Annotated in this window: 21 protein-coding genes; all 21 read right to left on the reverse strand. The window is 62.4% G+C overall.

Annotation, left to right across the window (positions count from 1 at the left end; all coding sequences use genetic code 11):
• Window positions 1-80: 80 nt before the first annotated feature.
• Window positions 81-383: a Rho termination factor N-terminal domain-containing protein gene (locus ACZ1II_RS12190; RefSeq protein ID WP_465146674.1), complete on the reverse strand. Its 303-nt coding sequence runs from the start codon at window positions 381-383 to the stop codon at window positions 81-83.
• A 3-nt stretch (window positions 384-386) separates the two neighbouring features.
• Window positions 387-1403 (reverse strand): major capsid protein, encoded by a 1017-nt coding sequence (locus ACZ1II_RS12195; RefSeq protein ID WP_465146675.1) that lies wholly within the window; start codon window positions 1401-1403, stop codon window positions 387-389.
• An 11-nt stretch (window positions 1404-1414) separates the two neighbouring features.
• The gene (locus ACZ1II_RS12200) at window positions 1415-1780 is read right to left on the reverse strand and encodes a head decoration protein (RefSeq protein ID WP_465146676.1); all 366 of its coding nucleotides are present in this window, start codon (window positions 1778-1780) and stop codon (window positions 1415-1417) included.
• A gap of 3 nt (window positions 1781-1783) precedes the next feature.
• Window positions 1784-2860 carry a DUF2213 domain-containing protein gene (locus ACZ1II_RS12205; protein ID WP_465146677.1) on the reverse strand — a complete coding sequence of 359 codons (1077 nt, stop codon included), beginning with the start codon at window positions 2858-2860 and terminating at the stop codon, window positions 1784-1786.
• Between the two features lie 497 nt (window positions 2861-3357).
• Window positions 3358-3537 carry a hypothetical protein gene (locus ACZ1II_RS12210; RefSeq protein ID WP_465146678.1) on the reverse strand — a complete coding sequence of 60 codons (180 nt, stop codon included), beginning with the start codon at window positions 3535-3537 and terminating at the stop codon, window positions 3358-3360.
• A gap of 63 nt (window positions 3538-3600) precedes the next feature.
• Entirely contained in the window at window positions 3601-4404 is an 804-nt protein-coding gene (locus ACZ1II_RS12215; protein WP_465146679.1) for a phage minor head protein, read from the reverse strand.
• 88 nt (window positions 4405-4492) lie between these two features.
• Window positions 4493-6415, reverse strand: coding sequence for a phage portal protein (locus ACZ1II_RS12220; protein ID WP_465146680.1), 1923 nt, complete (start codon window positions 6413-6415; stop codon window positions 4493-4495).
• A gap of 68 nt (window positions 6416-6483) precedes the next feature.
• Window positions 6484-6888 (reverse strand): hypothetical protein, encoded by a 405-nt coding sequence (locus ACZ1II_RS12225; protein WP_465146681.1) that lies wholly within the window; start codon window positions 6886-6888, stop codon window positions 6484-6486.
• Between the two features lie 35 nt (window positions 6889-6923).
• Window positions 6924-8309: a phage terminase large subunit gene (locus ACZ1II_RS12230; RefSeq protein WP_465146682.1), complete on the reverse strand. Its 1386-nt coding sequence runs from the start codon at window positions 8307-8309 to the stop codon at window positions 6924-6926.
• A complete protein-coding gene (locus tag ACZ1II_RS12235; RefSeq protein ID WP_465146683.1) occupies window positions 8306-8569 on the reverse strand; it encodes a hypothetical protein in 264 nt (87 codons plus the stop codon). The genes ACZ1II_RS12230 and ACZ1II_RS12235 overlap by 4 nt, the downstream gene beginning before the upstream one ends.
• The gene (locus ACZ1II_RS12240; protein WP_465146684.1) at window positions 8566-8892 is read right to left on the reverse strand and encodes a hypothetical protein; all 327 of its coding nucleotides are present in this window, start codon (window positions 8890-8892) and stop codon (window positions 8566-8568) included. The genes ACZ1II_RS12235 and ACZ1II_RS12240 overlap by 4 nt, the downstream gene beginning before the upstream one ends.
• A complete protein-coding gene (locus tag ACZ1II_RS12245) occupies window positions 8889-9065 on the reverse strand; it encodes a hypothetical protein (protein WP_465146685.1) in 177 nt (58 codons plus the stop codon). Before ACZ1II_RS12245 ends, ACZ1II_RS12240 begins: the two co-directional genes overlap by 4 nt.
• Window positions 9062-9331, reverse strand: a complete 270-nt coding sequence (locus ACZ1II_RS12250; RefSeq protein ID WP_465146686.1) for a hypothetical protein — start codon at window positions 9329-9331, stop codon at window positions 9062-9064. Before ACZ1II_RS12250 ends, ACZ1II_RS12245 begins: the two co-directional genes overlap by 4 nt.
• The gene (locus ACZ1II_RS12255) at window positions 9328-10164 is read right to left on the reverse strand and encodes an HNH endonuclease family protein (RefSeq protein ID WP_465146687.1); all 837 of its coding nucleotides are present in this window, start codon (window positions 10162-10164) and stop codon (window positions 9328-9330) included. The genes ACZ1II_RS12250 and ACZ1II_RS12255 overlap by 4 nt, the downstream gene beginning before the upstream one ends.
• Window positions 10161-10817, reverse strand: a complete 657-nt coding sequence (locus ACZ1II_RS12260; protein WP_465146688.1) for a DUF551 domain-containing protein — start codon at window positions 10815-10817, stop codon at window positions 10161-10163. The genes ACZ1II_RS12255 and ACZ1II_RS12260 overlap by 4 nt, the downstream gene beginning before the upstream one ends.
• A gap of 23 nt (window positions 10818-10840) precedes the next feature.
• Complete coding sequence (locus tag ACZ1II_RS12265) at window positions 10841-11218, reverse strand: terminase small subunit (protein ID WP_465146689.1); 378 nt, start codon at window positions 11216-11218, stop codon at window positions 10841-10843.
• Window positions 11215-11415: a hypothetical protein gene (locus ACZ1II_RS12270; protein ID WP_147222467.1), complete on the reverse strand. Its 201-nt coding sequence runs from the start codon at window positions 11413-11415 to the stop codon at window positions 11215-11217. The genes ACZ1II_RS12265 and ACZ1II_RS12270 overlap by 4 nt, the downstream gene beginning before the upstream one ends.
• Window positions 11402-11974, reverse strand: coding sequence for a hypothetical protein (locus ACZ1II_RS12275; protein WP_465146690.1), 573 nt, complete (start codon window positions 11972-11974; stop codon window positions 11402-11404). Before ACZ1II_RS12275 ends, ACZ1II_RS12270 begins: the two co-directional genes overlap by 14 nt.
• The gene (locus ACZ1II_RS12280) at window positions 11971-12300 is read right to left on the reverse strand and encodes a hypothetical protein (RefSeq protein WP_465146691.1); all 330 of its coding nucleotides are present in this window, start codon (window positions 12298-12300) and stop codon (window positions 11971-11973) included. The genes ACZ1II_RS12275 and ACZ1II_RS12280 overlap by 4 nt, the downstream gene beginning before the upstream one ends.
• On the reverse strand, window positions 12297-12941 hold the full coding sequence (locus ACZ1II_RS12285) for a hypothetical protein (protein WP_465146692.1): 645 nt from the start codon (window positions 12939-12941) through the stop codon (window positions 12297-12299). Before ACZ1II_RS12285 ends, ACZ1II_RS12280 begins: the two co-directional genes overlap by 4 nt.
• The gene (locus ACZ1II_RS12290; RefSeq protein ID WP_465146693.1) at window positions 12877-13785 is read right to left on the reverse strand and encodes a helix-turn-helix domain-containing protein; all 909 of its coding nucleotides are present in this window, start codon (window positions 13783-13785) and stop codon (window positions 12877-12879) included. Before ACZ1II_RS12290 ends, ACZ1II_RS12285 begins: the two co-directional genes overlap by 65 nt.
• Window positions 13786-13936: the final 151 nt, after the last annotated feature.

Here is a 13936-nt window from a genome sequence, read left to right on the forward strand (position 1 = left end):
GTCCCTCGATCCTGCATTTCATGGGAAAGGGCCGCCGCGACAATGTGAGGCGGCCCGATTTCGTCGAAGTTGCGATCAGGTCAGGCTTCGAGGCCTATCTCGATCGCTGCGATGATGTCGTCCTTCTTGGTCGCATCGCCCAAGTCGATGCCGTTCGTTTCAGCGAAGCCCTTGAGTTCCGCCACCGTCATCTTCGAAATGTCCGGCGCGTCCACATCCTCGTAGCCCTCGTCGTCGAGCAATTTGGCCTTCAGCCCCTCGACTTCGCCGATGGGCTGGGAAACGTGGATCGTGGCGGTATCGCCCGGCTCCACCAGCTTGACCCCATCCGGAGTTTGGAAGGCCTTCGCGCGGAAGTCGTTGTTGGTCACTTTGTACTTCATGGCTCAGGTCCTCGTGCCACGGGCGATGAGATCGGGCCGCTGGTTGAAGTACAGCGGGTAGCTGTAGAGTTCGCCACGCGACCATGCTGCGCGCTGGAGGTCCGGGATGTTCAGGGCATAGATGTCCTGACCCGGCGTGTTGACGTAGGGGCCGAACTCGGCGGGGGCCATCGCCTTCTTGAACACGTCCTGCGCGCCGACGGGGAAGAAGATGGCATTGTCGACGCCGACAGCGACGGTCGAATTATCGTCGGTGCCCTGGTAGTTATGCCAGGTGATGCCGCCGTACTCGAAGTCGCCGAAGCTGTTGTTGCCGCGGAGGTCAGCGGCGGCCGACCAGTTCAGGTAGGTTTCGCGCACCTGCGGGTGGTTGATCAGCGCGTCATAGAACGCATCGCCGACCAGCGCGTGCACCTTCGTCGCCGGGGTGAAGGCGCCCTTGGACGCGCGCTTCATCGAGCGGATAACCTGAGCGCACTTTCCTCGCACGTCGGTAGTGTCGATGTTCAGTGCGAAGCTGATTGCGGCAGGCTGGGCCACACCGAAGGCCGTGTAATAGTTGTAGATGACGGTGGTGCCGTCAGCGTCGAGCAGCAGGCCTTGCAGCGCGCCGAGGCGGTGGAACTCGTGGGTCAGTTCCATATCGTTGCGGACGCGGGACATCCGGCGCAGGTACTCGCCCTGAACCGACTGAAGTTCCGTCTGCGAACCGAACGCGCGGATGCCCTGAACCTCTTCCGCGTAGATCGTGAAGCCCTTGGCGAGGCGCGTGGTCTTGAGCGGCACGGCATCGCGATTGTCGCGCACCAGCTCGGCGGGCGGCGCGCCGACTGGCGACGAGGGGATCAGTGCGAGAGTTGCGCCCCGGCGATCAACCCAGATGTCGCGGGTGTTGACCGGCATTGCGTCGAACAGGCCAAGCTGTCCGAGAAGCTGCGGGTTGAAGTCCATCTTGTCGACCGCGCCGGTGAGCGAGGTCATCGAGAAGGCCGACGAGTTGAAGACGTCCATTCCAGCCATTTTCGGCCCCTTTATCGAACGATGATGCCGAGCGCGGCGAGGGCCGCGTTGGCGGTTGCGATGGCTGCGGCGTCAGCGCCCGCCGAATAGGTGAGGTGAGCGCCCACCACCTGCGCGTCGCGCGAGACGATGGTGCGCTTGGCCGTGCCGACGACGCCCTCGAAAAGGATGCCCGCCACAGTCTGCGAACCATCCGATGCACCGGGCGCATAACGGACGAAATTTCCGCCTGCGGTCAGCTTGCCCAGCAGCGTGCCAGCGACGAGGCCGGGGGCTGCGCCGCCCGCGACCGTAACCTGGTCGCGAGAGCGATACATGCCCTGCGCCTCCGAGATCAGGAATCCAGCGGTGTGGATGCCCTCGGTGAGAGTTGCCATGGCTTAGGCTCCCTTCTTGATGGCCACACCGGCCGACTGGAATACGTTGTCGTTCCACGCCGCTGCGCCGTCCGACATGTTGATAGGCGAGCCGAGCGGCTGCACACCATTGTCCTCGACCTTCGCGTCCTTGGTCAGGACGGCGAACGAGGCGGCGATCTGGTCGGCGGTCCAGCCCTTGGCGGCGTCGCCCATCTGCTTCGAGACGGTGGCCGACATGATCGCGGCTTCGTCCATCTCGTCGGAGACGGTGACGCCGAGGGTTTTGGCCTTGCCAGCGGTCACGAGCAGGGCCTTGCCCGCGTCGCGCAGCTGGGCCGGGGTCGGCTTCGCGTCCTTCACCTGCTGTTCGAGCGTGGTGATCTTCGCGTCCTTGGTCTGGCCCTCGGCGGTGAGGGTGGCGACTTGGGTTTCGAGGCCTGCGACCTTGCCGTTGGCAGCGTCACGGGCGGTCATGAGGGTGGTGATGGTCGTAGCGGCGATGTCCGCGTTCGACACGTCGACGGAAAGCCCGTCGATGAGAACGATCTTCGGCACAGGGCTCTCCTGAGTGAGTGAATCGAGAATGTTGGAGGGAAGGGCGTCGCAGACGGCGAACCCGTCCTTGATGGCGCACTCGGAACCGGCGCGGCCGCGATCGACCAGCGCAACGTGGTTTCCGAAGATGGACTTCTGGCGGGCCTGGCACTTGGTGCCGTCCGCTGCGGTGAAGTCGCCGAATTCGAGGTCGCTGCTGTAGCCGTTGCTCAGCTCGCGCTTGCCGCCGTCTACCTTGGCGATGGCCTCGGCGTCGGTCAGCAGCAGGTCGAAGGCGAGGTAATCGCCGTCGCGCATCGCACCCATGATCGTGCCGCGCGCGTGATCACGCCAGTTGGCGGTCGTGACCGGCGCGTCAGGGTGATCGTCGGTGACCGGTTTGCCGATGAAGCTGCGGACGGATTTCTCGTCGAAGACGGTGGCGTCGTCGCGGAGCACGTTGACCAAGGCGGTATCGCGGTGGCCGTGCTTGTTCTCGGGATCTACGTCGGTGCCCGCGTACTGATATACTCCAGTACGGGCCGCGCGTGCACGAACGGCCATGGCGCCGCCTTCAATACGGCGCGGGGCATCAAGAGTCAGAGTGTCCCGAAATTGCATACCCCGACAATATTGTCAGGGAGAGGGCTGGTTTACCGCCGTCGAGAAACCTTATAACTATTCCCGAAGGGATATGAGGCTATGGCGACGTATATATATGAGTACTCTGGGGGGAATTGTTACGGTTATTTCCAAGGGAAATACCTGTACACGATGAGTGGGCAATGCACCCATTACATTTCGGGTTCCGATAACAAATACCTGTATGCCTACGCTGGTGGCCAATGTGAATTTTACAGGAGTGGGAAGTACTTCTACGAATATTCTGGAGGACAGTGTCGCTGGTATATGACGAAGGATTTCGATCAAACTTGACGACGACATGAAAACGGCACCCGCAGCAGGTCAGTTGGCCCGGCATATCCTGCAATGCCGACGCATCGAAGGCGGAATTCTATCTCGCGCACAGAAGGCCGCGCGCGAGACATGAAATTTCGTCTTCAGACTTGCAGTTTTAAGGCCACGGCTTTGAAGTTATCAGCGACCGTTACATAGTCGTCTTTGCTGAAGTGGATCAGCGCACTGGTCGAATCGAGCGCATTAGGCGTGATTCGAGTAACGAGTTCTGGGTTGACGCCCACTTCACCACCTATGGGTGTTTTAAAAAATACCAGTTTCATAAATACTCCATTCCAACATTGGGTGGCCGGAAGTATCCACGGAACAAGCCTAAATCCAGTAGGTTAATCGAATTTCACTATCCCCTGAGCCCTGCATCCGCAGAAGGGCAGGCGCCCCGGCAAATCCTGCGGTGCCGTATCATAAGTGTATTCCTTCCCATCCCGCGCCTGGTGATCCGCGCGCGGGTGGGCTTTCCGGCTGTGCCGCCAGATCCACGTATCGATTCCCGCCTCACGCCGCCGCTCATCCGCGAGGGAGCTGGTCAGCTTGTTGAGCTGGTCCGAGGCGATCCGGGTCGACCGGCTGCGGCTCATGCCCACGCTGTCCCGGATCGTCTTCGCCACCTCGCGCGCCGGTGTCCGGTTGCGCAGGCCATCGAACACGGCGTTGCTGATCTTCTGGCGCGTCACGTCGGACACGTCCTTGACCAGGGCGACGTTCCACTCGATCGAGGTCTCTAGGCTGGCGCGCACGTCACCGGCGCCGATCATGGTGTCGAGATCCACGCCGGTGGCAGAAAGGACTGCGCCTCGCCAGCGGCCACGGAACCATTGCTCTGTACGCAAAGCCCAGTCTCGCACCTCTGGTGTCAGCAGCAGCACAAGCCGGTTGATCTGCTCGGCAGCACCGTCGATCTCGGCGCGCACGTCGGCGGGGGCGTCCGTGGTCATCTCAGACACGGTGGCGGCATAGGCGGCGATGATGCGTTCTGCACCGGATGCCCACGCTTGAACCACAGGGTTATACACAGCCCGGAACAGGTTCGTTGCAAGCGTTCCCGGAGGATCGATGTCGCGCAGGACGATAGAGCGCTTGCGCATGCCCGGCTTGGCTCGGCGCGCCATGGCTGAGAGATCATACGTCATTGCGCGCTGACCGCGAAGTCGCTACAATGCAGCTTCCCACGGGTCGTTTCGGACGTGTGTTTGAGGCTCGCTTCATCAAACCCCGTGGTCATTTCACCCACCATGCATTCATCGGATAGACGGCTTTCGAACTCGTCTCGTAGATGACCGTCATCGTTCCGCGACGGTTGGTATAGGTCGCCTCGAAGCGAGGGCCGTTCATGCCGCGCGACTTGGCGGGACGAACGTCGGTTGCTTGGTTGAGGCCGGTGGCGGCGCGCACGAGATCACCCTTCGTCAGTGCTTTCGCGCCGTGCACCTTGCCTTCGGGGCCGTGGTTCTTCCAGGCATGTGCGATACCGGAATGATCGAGCCGCAGTTCTTTTCCTGCGATGTCGATCCCTGTGCGTTGCTTTACGAGACGCGCAGCAGAGGGCGACACGTCACCGACCGGTCGCTGCTTCTGCCCGCGCCCTCCGCCGATGGCCCTGCCGACATAATCGCCCGGTGATCCACCCCCTCCAGGTCCAGACTTGAACTGACCGCCGCGAGCGCCGCGTCCCCAGTGGTGCTTATTTCCGTCCTCAAAAGGGAGGTTGCCAGTCGGCACACCCCCGTCACTGACAGCACGGCGGGCGGGCACATTCGTCCCGCCCCCGGCAGACGCAGGATCACCTTCCTTTCCGGCCTGGAGCTTGGACGGGTCATCGCCCGTACCGTCGTCGTCCGGGTTCAACCCGAACCTCTCGTTTTCGGGGATCTCGGCAAGCGCCTGATCGAGACCGGGGATGTACTCCCGCTCGGCCATCAGGTTCTGAAGGCCCTTCGCGAATGCCTCGTCGGGAATCGCGCCGGTGGCTTGCAGCTTGGTCACCGCGTCCATGGTGACGTTGAAAGTGTCCGCCTCTTCCTTCTCGGTCGGGACCGAGAGCGGGGCGAACTTCCACGTCACCTTCGCCGGATCGGCGCCTGCCGACCGGATCAGGAACGGGTCCAGTTGCTCAAGGCAGGGTCGGGTCTCCAGCTTCTGACCGGAGACGACCGCCTTGTTCCAGTTGTCCATGTCGTGCTGGCCGGTGGCGTTCATGCCAGCGGGGGAGCGGCCGAGCAGTCGCGTGAAGGGGATATCGGACACGGCAGATACGCGCTGGTCGAAGGCGTCCATCATTGCGGGGATGCCTGCCCAGGACACCTGATAGTCGGTGATCGTTTCGCCTGCGTCGTCCTGACCGCCCGAAGAGCGGTAGACCGTGGCGTTGAGGCTGCTCTCGCCAAGCGCAATGACCTCGATACGCTTGTTCAGCTGCTCCGGGTTGCGGCTGTCGAGGTCGGGGATACCGATGCGCAGGAGCTTGGCCTTGCGGACCAGTGCAGCGAACCACGCCTGTGTCTCGTCGGAGCGGGTAACCTCGGTGTAGACGCGCAGAAGGCGGCTATCGCCCCAGAACGCCTCATCGTCGGCCACAGCCGAGCCAGCGGGCAGGCGGGCGCCACGAAAGCAGATGACGCGGCTCGGGTGGATGCGGACCTGATCGCCCTTGTCGCCCTGCATTTCCCACATGGTGGGTTCGCCGTAGCGCGGGGACGCGAGGTCCTTGATCCAGTCCTTGCCAGTGATCTGCCAGCGGGAGACGACGTTGATGGCGACGATACCGCCCTTGCGGACCTGATCGGGCTTGAGCTCGCTCGCATGGTCGCCAGCGGTGATGATGATGAGGGCGCCGCCGCCGATGCCGCGCAGGTTTTCGGCTTCCTGCACCTTAGCCTGAAGCGAGAGGCGGCGCTCTTCGGCCTCGATCGCTTCGATGACCTTCGCGTCGGCCTGCCAGTCTCGCCACTCGCGAACCCGATCCTCGGCGGGGATCGAGATCACCTTCTTCATCATGCCGGAAGCCATGTAGGCGGCTATGGCAAGCTGGTGGGTGAAGATGCCGGGGAGAGCAGTAGAGCCTGCGAGGTCTCCGCGAGTGAAGGGGTTCAGGCGGCCGACTGCCTCGATCGCGCCTCGGAGACTATCGGTGATCCAGGCCATGTGGGTGAGGGTATGAGAGCTACGGCCCTGATTTTACCGCCGTTGCAAGTTCACCAAGTTCATCATTTCTAGGTGAACAAAGATACAACACCAAGAGCCAACCCCAGCACCCCGAGGCCAACAGATACTAGGCCAAGTCTGGCGGCAATGCGCGGCATCGCATCGGTCGCCGACCAAGCCCATCTGAATTCATGCCAGAAATTGGCATCCCTAAATTCGATAACCGCTTCCGAATTTGGCTTGATCTTTAGTTTTTGGCGAGACCGCAAGTCCATGTATATCGTATCTTGCACATTGCCCCTAGCGCCCCGAGCAACAAGTGGGATGCACACATTATTATGGCAAACCAATATGATCTGTCCGGCGGACGAGAACGACCGGTGTTTTTTCGCGACTCTGACGACATCAGAGAAGACATCCTCTTGGGCTATTTCTGCTACTTTAAGCGTAACTGTGCTGATGTTCTTGGACATGATTGGTCCATTATACGCAAGCGGATACCAAATGATTAAAGCAGGTTGTCCATCGAGTACCCAGCCTTCCCCATCATCAGTTCGGTCATAGCCCAAACGAGGGCGTCGGCGCGGTCAGGCGAGTTGTCGCCCACATAGCCAGCGGCGGTGAAGTTGCACATCTGGTCCTCCAGGTCCGGGAAGTTGCCGACGTGGCTGACCTTGCCCTGCTCGTAGAGTGCGGCGATCGGCTCGGCGCGGATCACCTTGCCGCGTGTGGCGGTGACCTCCTTGAACCGGGTCTTGATGCCCGCTGCGCGCAACACAGCCCCCACCATGGCCCCGCCGAAGTTCCGCTCGGCGACGATGCAGTCTGCGCCCCAGCGCTCGGCCACCTCGACGACACGGCGGCCCCATCCCTCGGGTGACAGATTGCAGGTGGCATCCTCCAACACATAGGCCCGGCCGTCTATGCCCTTGCCGGAAGCGATGATGCCGATGTCGTCGCCCCCGTCGTCGCCCTTGGTACCCGAGGGATCGACCGAGACGACGATGCGCTGCATGTCGGGCAGGGCGCCCTTGTCGATGCGGAAGCGATCAATGCCGGGTATCTCGCCGCCCTCGGTCTGCCGATCCTCCAGTGTCCAGAGCGCGCCGTTCACATCGCTGGCCCATTCACCCGCCTCGAAGCGCAGGCGTTGCGCAGCGCTCATGGACGCCAGCACGTCGAAGTATTCCGCAGGCAGGTTGTCCGCGTTGTCCGAAGGGTTCACCTTCATCTCGGCGTAGTCGTCGGGGTTTGGCAGAGCTTCTTTCGTGCCCGGCTTCAGCTTGGCGCGGAACAGTTGGTAGGACCAATGCAGTTTGCTCGGCGGGTTGCAGTCGAAGTAGGCCTTGAGCGCGAGGTGCGTCCGGCCGGTGGCGGCGGCGATCTCCGGGGCCAGCTCGCACTTCTGCGCCAAGCGGGACATCGCCATTTCAACCGAGCCCCACGGGATCTGCGAGGACTCGTTGAAGTAGAGGGTCACATACTCGGCGCCGAGGATCTTCTCGACGCGCTCCTTGTCGTCGAGACCAGCGATCCAGATCTGCGAGCCGTTCGGAAGCTCGATGTAGAAGTCCGTGCGATCGTAACGGACGCGTAGCGCCGGGAAGCACAGCTTCAGCACCTTCGGCAGGGTGTCAGCCCATACCGAGGTCTTCGCGTGGTTGAAGCGGAAGCGGAAGATCGCGTGCCGGGAGCCAGGTGCGTTGATTGCGCGCTGGATGATCGCCCGGCAGAGGATGAACGTCTTGCCCGAGCGCGAGCCTCCGCGGAGCATGATGTTGCGGGCGGCCGAGGCGAGCAGCTGGTTGGCCACGCGCTGCTTCGGGGTGAGCTTGGCAATGGGTGGGCCGCCGTTGCGGCCTATGCCGGGAGCGATGGAGGTGTGGGCATTCACAGGTGCACGCGGTCCTCTCGCAGCATCTCGGCGACCCGCCGGAGGTAGGCGAAGTGCACACCGGCGCGGCCATCCTTCGACAGGAGCGATTCCACCATCCGTGCCGCCAAGAGATGCGCAGGGCTGGCGAAGCAATCGCCGCCGTTCATGCATCGCCCGTGGAATGAGCAGTCAGGCGTGAAACCCTCGCACTTGGACACCGCCACCCCGAAGCGCTCGGGATCGGCATCGTGGCAGAGATCGCGCTCGCTGACCTTCACACTCCCTCCCTCTCACCGCTGCGGAGGGCGCGGATTGCGTCGATCGCTGCTTCGGAATACTGAGCAGGCGTCACATTCTGACCGTTGCCAGCATCGCTCAGCGCCAAATCGAATATGGCGCCGTGCGCAGCGAATGCCGCCTGCTCCAGCGCCTCGGCGCGGGCCTCGTGGCGGTGGCGGGCGAAGGCTTCTGAGAAATCTCCTCCTGCTTCACCATCGCGAACATCGGCCAAATACTCGGCAGACGAATACAACTCCTTACGGCTTTCGATCAGTGCCGCAGCCGCGTTCCGATCCCGCTGCGTAATCTCGATCTTGCTCATACCTTGGTCTCCATCGAGACGACGTAATCGAGGCGAGCGCGCCAGTATTCCGCGATGCCTCCCTGCGGCGGTTTCCGGTAGAACACGATCCAGTCTTCAGTTAGCCGAAACTCGTCAGCCTCGACATGGCGCATGTCCTGCCCGTGCTTCATTTCGATGCGGTAGGTTTTCATGCCTTGTCCTTTCCGAGAGCGCGGCGGGCTGCGCGATAGTGCTTGATGAGCAGACGGAACTTCGCCCATTCCTCACCGTCTTCGGTGTCGGCTATCTGATCGCAGCATTCCGCGAACGGCACCAACGCCTCCCTGAGCCGCTTATTGTCCTCTGCCATTGCGAGGATGGCGTCGCGGTTCTGGTAGAGGAAGTGCTTGAGCGCATCGACGGATTGAAGGCCGGGTGCCTCATCCAGCGCGCGCAGCTTGTCGGCGTCAAAGGTCATAGCTTGATCCACTTCCGCTTGTTGGTTGGGGAAACAGAAATGCGACCGGCTTTCCGCTCAGCCTGCATCAGTCGGTCTGCGGCCCGGTCGGTATCGACGACGCCAGCCCGAGCAAGAGCATGGCGAACGCTCCACGATGTGAATTCACCGACCATCGCGGCGCGCCCAGCGCTCAACTGCGCATCGCTGATGATCTCGGCACCGATCTTCATGCCTTTGCCGCCCTTGTATCCTGTGGCAATTTGCCAACCTCCCCTCCCGCGGCTCAACATGTCTTCCATGTTTTCTGCCTGCGTTCCCCAACGAAGGTGCTTGGGGTTGACGCATCCGGTGATGTCGCAGGAGTGGAGGCAAAGCGCCTCGCTATCCTCAGGCTCGCCGGATTTGATGATGAGCGAAAGCCGGTGGGCAGGAATGAATTTCCCACGAACGCCGAGGACGCCGTATTTCTCGCGGAATGTGCCCTGCCACATCCAGCAGTCGCCCCATGGGCCGTATCCTTCGGTCTTATCGACTTTTGACCAGAAGCGCTTCTCCGTGTCGGTCTCTTTCGTCCCCGCGTAGAGATGGGCTGGATTGACGCAATTTACGTCGCCACATGTTTGCCGGACTACCAATCCGATTTCGATTGGCTTGCCTGTATGCAGCATGAGAGAAATACGGGTCGCCTTGAAACCCCTTCCTCGCAGATGGAAGCATCCGAGTTTCCCTGGCTTCGATCCAGTCCACGGCCAACAAGCATCCGCATCCCGCTTATCCACGCGGGACATGAACCTTGCCCGCTCCTCAGCCGTGAGCGGGTAAGGCATTTCGCGTGTCGCTACCGCCATCATTCTCCCTCCTTCAAAGGCGCGGCGGGCAGAGGCATCCAGTGCGTCGGCTCCGGCGTATCGGTGACGTACTGGCCGCAGTTGGCCTTCCAGTTCTCATCGCCGTCCCACGCTGCCGCATAATGGGCGCCATCGATTGCGTCGCAGGCGAGGAACCACGATCCATCCTTCGGCGCGCTGTCGATCGGTTTCCAACCCTCCACCAACCTTTCGGGATTGGTCGGGGTTGCGGGGCGGAGGGCCTTAGCGAAGCGTCTGATGCCCTCGCGAATGTATTGCGCCCCCACGCTATCTGCGCTGCATTCCTCGAAGGGAATGCCTAGCGCATCGCTCATGACGCTTCGGGCAATATCCGACGGGCACGCTATCGGATCCTCGCCCGCAGGTTCGGGACTCCGGGCTTGCAGTGCGGCGATGGCGGCGCGGGCGATCTTTTCGAAATCGTTGCACCCCGGAACAGTGACGTTCTCCGCAATCGCCCTCGCCACCGCCTCCACCTCATCGGCGGCAGGGGTGGGGGGCTTGAGCGCTTTCTGGATCGCAACAGCCATTTCATCAGCGAAATACCTGGGCGCCGTCAGGATGAAAGCCTCGGGGTTATCCAGATCGCTGTTGCGGGCCATCCAGTCCGTAATCGGCATCAGCTTCTCAGTCATGGTCTTGGTCTCCGGGGAGGGGGTCAAAGGGCCGCGTCCTCAGGGTTGATGGTGATGTTGATGGCGCCGGTGTGCTGGGTCTTGTCGACGATCAGGCCGAGGACTTTGGCCTTGCCCATGGAGGCGGCGACCATCGCACCCGCAGCTTGAACCGACTTCGCAAAGGCACGGTCCTCGTCGAGCTGGCGGGCGATGTCTGCGGCAGTCAGGACGGCCATGTCAGCCGCCTTTTCCTGCAACTCGGCGATACGAGCGGTAACCCCCTCATTTTTCTTCAAGCGGGCCGCGTTCTTCTCGTTCGGCTTGTAACCGGCGGTGACATAGGCCTGCCCTAGCGTCTCCCCGCCGACGAGTGCCTGGCAGAACCGTTCGTGCTTCTCGTTCCGTAGCGGGCCGCTCATCGCGCAGCTTCCTCCTTCAGGAACCGCTTCCGCTCAGCAGCCATGCGCTTCGCCCCGATCGCCTTGCGCCAGGCGAGCACCGTGGACTTGCCCCAGATCTGTTCGACCCGGCGCCATCCGTGCTTCTTGAACTTCTCCATGAACTCCGGCGGGATGGGCTTCGGTGCAGAGGTGGGCAGGAGCTTACTCTTCGACATCGGAGGCCTCGTCTTCGTCAACAATTGCGAACCCGTGGGAGGCGGCGAGCTTGAAGTGCTCGAAGGCGCTCTCTCGGGCTTCGGGGGTGGCGCGGTTCCATGCGCGGACGATCAGGGTGCAGAGCGTGCTGTCCGTGTCGTCGTCCGCGAAGTTGGCCCCGGTCTCATAACGGCGCTGGGTCACATGCTCCCGGAGAGCGTTCACCGGCAGGTGGTCGGTGCTGGCGCGCTTCAGCAGGGGCAGGGCCTCATCCTGGGGAAGCGAGGCGACCGCGGCGTAGTGGTCTACCGACAGGGTGCGGTCGCGCAGGGCTGGGGGGAACGTCGTTGCAGCCTTGAGCGCGTCCTTCAGGCGCTTCGGGGCGAGGCCGAGGTTCTCGCTCAGGAAGTCGAAGCCGGATTGCGTGAGGTATCCAGCCTCTTTGCCCTCGGCCATCCAATCGCCAAGTGCCCAGTCCACTTCACGACGCTGGTCGGCGAGGGTGCGGCCGCGCTCGATCCATTCCTCTTGGGTGGTGGCCGGGGCGCCGGCGGGGATGATGGTGGTGATCGCGTTCACCAAGCAATCTCCTTGCGAGGGATGGACTTCCGTTCGGCGCGGGCCTCCCATTCTTTCAAACCTGCCCAAATCTTGTTCTTTGGATCGCCCTCTTGCGGCCAAGGGCTTGGCGGGCGGGCGACGATGACGGCGCGCCGATCCCCGAGCCCATTCTGCTCGGCGGCGAAAACCCAGTAACCGGCCAGATCGTCGTCGCGATCGGACCAGACGCATTGAACCTTGTAGGTCTGGACTACCGACCAATCTTCGCGCGCCTCGTCGACAAGGGCTGCGTGAAGTCGGGCTACCCGGCGCTCGGCCAGCCAGCGGGTTATCGCGCGGATCATGCGGCGGGTACTCCGCATTCCGGACAATCAGCCTCTTCTCCTTCGAGAGTGAGGATGCGACCGAGGTCGTGGCACTTGCGGCAGGACGGTCCGCGGGTATGCGCAGCCGTCTCCGTGCGGTCGGCGGCAGCTTCCGGCACCGGGCGCGCATCGACCCGCGACACGTACCGACCGTCATCCTCGCGGCGCAGATAGGATCGGGTCTCGCCCACCGCCTTCCACTGGTCCGGCAGCGCGTCGATCTCGTCCTGACCGACGGTCCCCGCGGCAAGGCGACCCATCATTTCGTCGAACCGGGCCTGACGCTCCCAAAGCACCATGCTCTTCGCTCGTTCCTGGAGCCGCAGGGCGTCGTCATCGCGCTTCCATTCCGCAATGATGCTCAGGCACTGCTTGATCGTCGGGAACCACTCGCAGCGCTCCAAGGCCTGATCGGTCAGGTAGCCGATCTGCTCCCGCGAGAAACCGCCGAGCTTGCCGGAATAGGCGGTGATCAGGAGGTCACCGCTCAGGTCGTCGGAGTTGCGCTTGGGCAGGTTGGCCAGCAGAATGCGCAAGCACTCGTCGAACTGCTGCTCAGAACAGGCGACGAGGACCGGCAAGGGCGCGACTGCGATCTGGCGAGCCTGCGCGATCGTCATGGTACCGGAGTTCGCTAGGGCCGCCGTCCAGTCCCATTTTTCGATCAAGCGCAGCGATGGCGCCGTCCTTTGGCCTTCCGCCGTTGCGGGCATGATGCGGGCCAGCGTTGTTCCGAGAGTTTCCATTGCGGTTTTCCTTGGGTTCGTAGAGGCCGGTCCAGTTGCATTCGGTGGCGGTATTCAAGATGGTCGCTGGGTCGTGGCCATCGGCGCGCCAGCGCTCGAGCTTTCCGATCATCAGGCTGATCGCGTAGTCCGTCGGCGCCTTGCCGATGCCTTTCCGCATTTCGAGATATCCGTTCCAAGCGTCCGTAGGCATCCAGTCGGGAATTGCCGGCTTGGCCTTCGGCTCAGTCTTCCGGGAAGGCTTCGCGGGCGGGCGCGTGTCTTGAGGATGCGAAGCATCCGATAGGTTCAAGGATGGTTCTAGGGTGGTTTGGGTCAAATTCTCTGACCGGTGGGGTAAAGGAGATTGACCGGTGGGGTCTGTCCTCTTGACCGGTGAAGCAGCTTGACCGGTCAAATTCTCTGACTGGTCATCCGCATGTGATTTTACGAGCGGCAGCGAGCGAAGGGCGCGAACATTGATCGCGTATTCGACGGTGTATCCGTTGGCGCAGCGGCGCTGCCCATGCTCCCGAAGGAGACCGTCTTCGATGAGCGCCTTGATGGTCGCGATGACGGTCTGCTTCGACGCACCGATCTCGTCTGCCATGCGCTGCTTCGATGCCCAGATGCCGGAGCCGTCATCGCTGGCCTTGTCTGCCATGAGCACCATGACGGCCTTGCGGGCGATATTGCCCACCTGGCGCTTGTACACTTCGGAGGTGAGGTGATTGCTCATGCAGGCACCTCGCCGCTAGTGACGGCATATCGGTCGCGGTGCAGGGCAGAGCGGAGGTTGCCACGCGTTCCCACGCAACGGTGATTGGGCATCGCGCCGCATTGCGGGCAAAACGCCTTCATTGCCTTGCGACGGCGGCTCTCGTGGCCGT

This window comes from Novosphingobium sp. BL-S-20, assembly GCF_055521635.1.

Bases quoted from the DNA above. Each gene is read 5' to 3' on its own strand.
- ACZ1II_RS12190 (WP_465146674.1), bottom strand. From the start codon at position 383: ATGAAGTACAAAGTGACCAACAACGACTTCCGCGCGAAGGCCTTCCAA.
- ACZ1II_RS12195 (WP_465146675.1), bottom strand. From the start codon at position 1,403: ATGGCTGGAATGGACGTCTTCAACTCGTCGGCCTTCTCGATGACCTCG.
- ACZ1II_RS12200 (WP_465146676.1), bottom strand. From the start codon at position 1,780: ATGGCAACTCTCACCGAGGGCATCCACACCGCTGGATTCCTGATCTCG.
- ACZ1II_RS12205 (WP_465146677.1), bottom strand. From the start codon at position 2,860: ATGGCCGTTCGTGCACGCGCGGCCCGTACTGGAGTATATCAGTACGCG.
- ACZ1II_RS12210 (WP_465146678.1), bottom strand. From the start codon at position 3,537: ATGAAACTGGTATTTTTTAAAACACCCATAGGTGGTGAAGTGGGCGTC.
- ACZ1II_RS12215 (WP_465146679.1), bottom strand. From the start codon at position 4,404: ATGACGTATGATCTCTCAGCCATGGCGCGCCGAGCCAAGCCGGGCATG.
- ACZ1II_RS12220 (WP_465146680.1), bottom strand. From the start codon at position 6,415: ATGGCCTGGATCACCGATAGTCTCCGAGGCGCGATCGAGGCAGTCGGC.
- ACZ1II_RS12225 (WP_465146681.1), bottom strand. From the start codon at position 6,888: ATGTCCAAGAACATCAGCACAGTTACGCTTAAAGTAGCAGAAATAGCC.
- ACZ1II_RS12240 (WP_465146684.1), bottom strand. From the start codon at position 8,892: ATGAGCAAGATCGAGATTACGCAGCGGGATCGGAACGCGGCTGCGGCA.
- ACZ1II_RS12245 (WP_465146685.1), bottom strand. From the start codon at position 9,065: ATGAAAACCTACCGCATCGAAATGAAGCACGGGCAGGACATGCGCCAT.
- ACZ1II_RS12250 (WP_465146686.1), bottom strand. From the start codon at position 9,331: ATGACCTTTGACGCCGACAAGCTGCGCGCGCTGGATGAGGCACCCGGC.
- ACZ1II_RS12255 (WP_465146687.1), bottom strand. From the start codon at position 10,164: ATGATGGCGGTAGCGACACGCGAAATGCCTTACCCGCTCACGGCTGAG.
- ACZ1II_RS12260 (WP_465146688.1), bottom strand. From the start codon at position 10,817: ATGACTGAGAAGCTGATGCCGATTACGGACTGGATGGCCCGCAACAGC.
- ACZ1II_RS12265 (WP_465146689.1), bottom strand. From the start codon at position 11,218: ATGAGCGGCCCGCTACGGAACGAGAAGCACGAACGGTTCTGCCAGGCA.
- ACZ1II_RS12270 (WP_147222467.1), bottom strand. From the start codon at position 11,415: ATGTCGAAGAGTAAGCTCCTGCCCACCTCTGCACCGAAGCCCATCCCG.
- ACZ1II_RS12280 (WP_465146691.1), bottom strand. From the start codon at position 12,300: ATGATCCGCGCGATAACCCGCTGGCTGGCCGAGCGCCGGGTAGCCCGA.
- ACZ1II_RS12285 (WP_465146692.1), bottom strand. From the start codon at position 12,941: ATGACGATCGCGCAGGCTCGCCAGATCGCAGTCGCGCCCTTGCCGGTC.
- ACZ1II_RS12290 (WP_465146693.1), bottom strand. From the start codon at position 13,785: ATGAGCAATCACCTCACCTCCGAAGTGTACAAGCGCCAGGTGGGCAAT.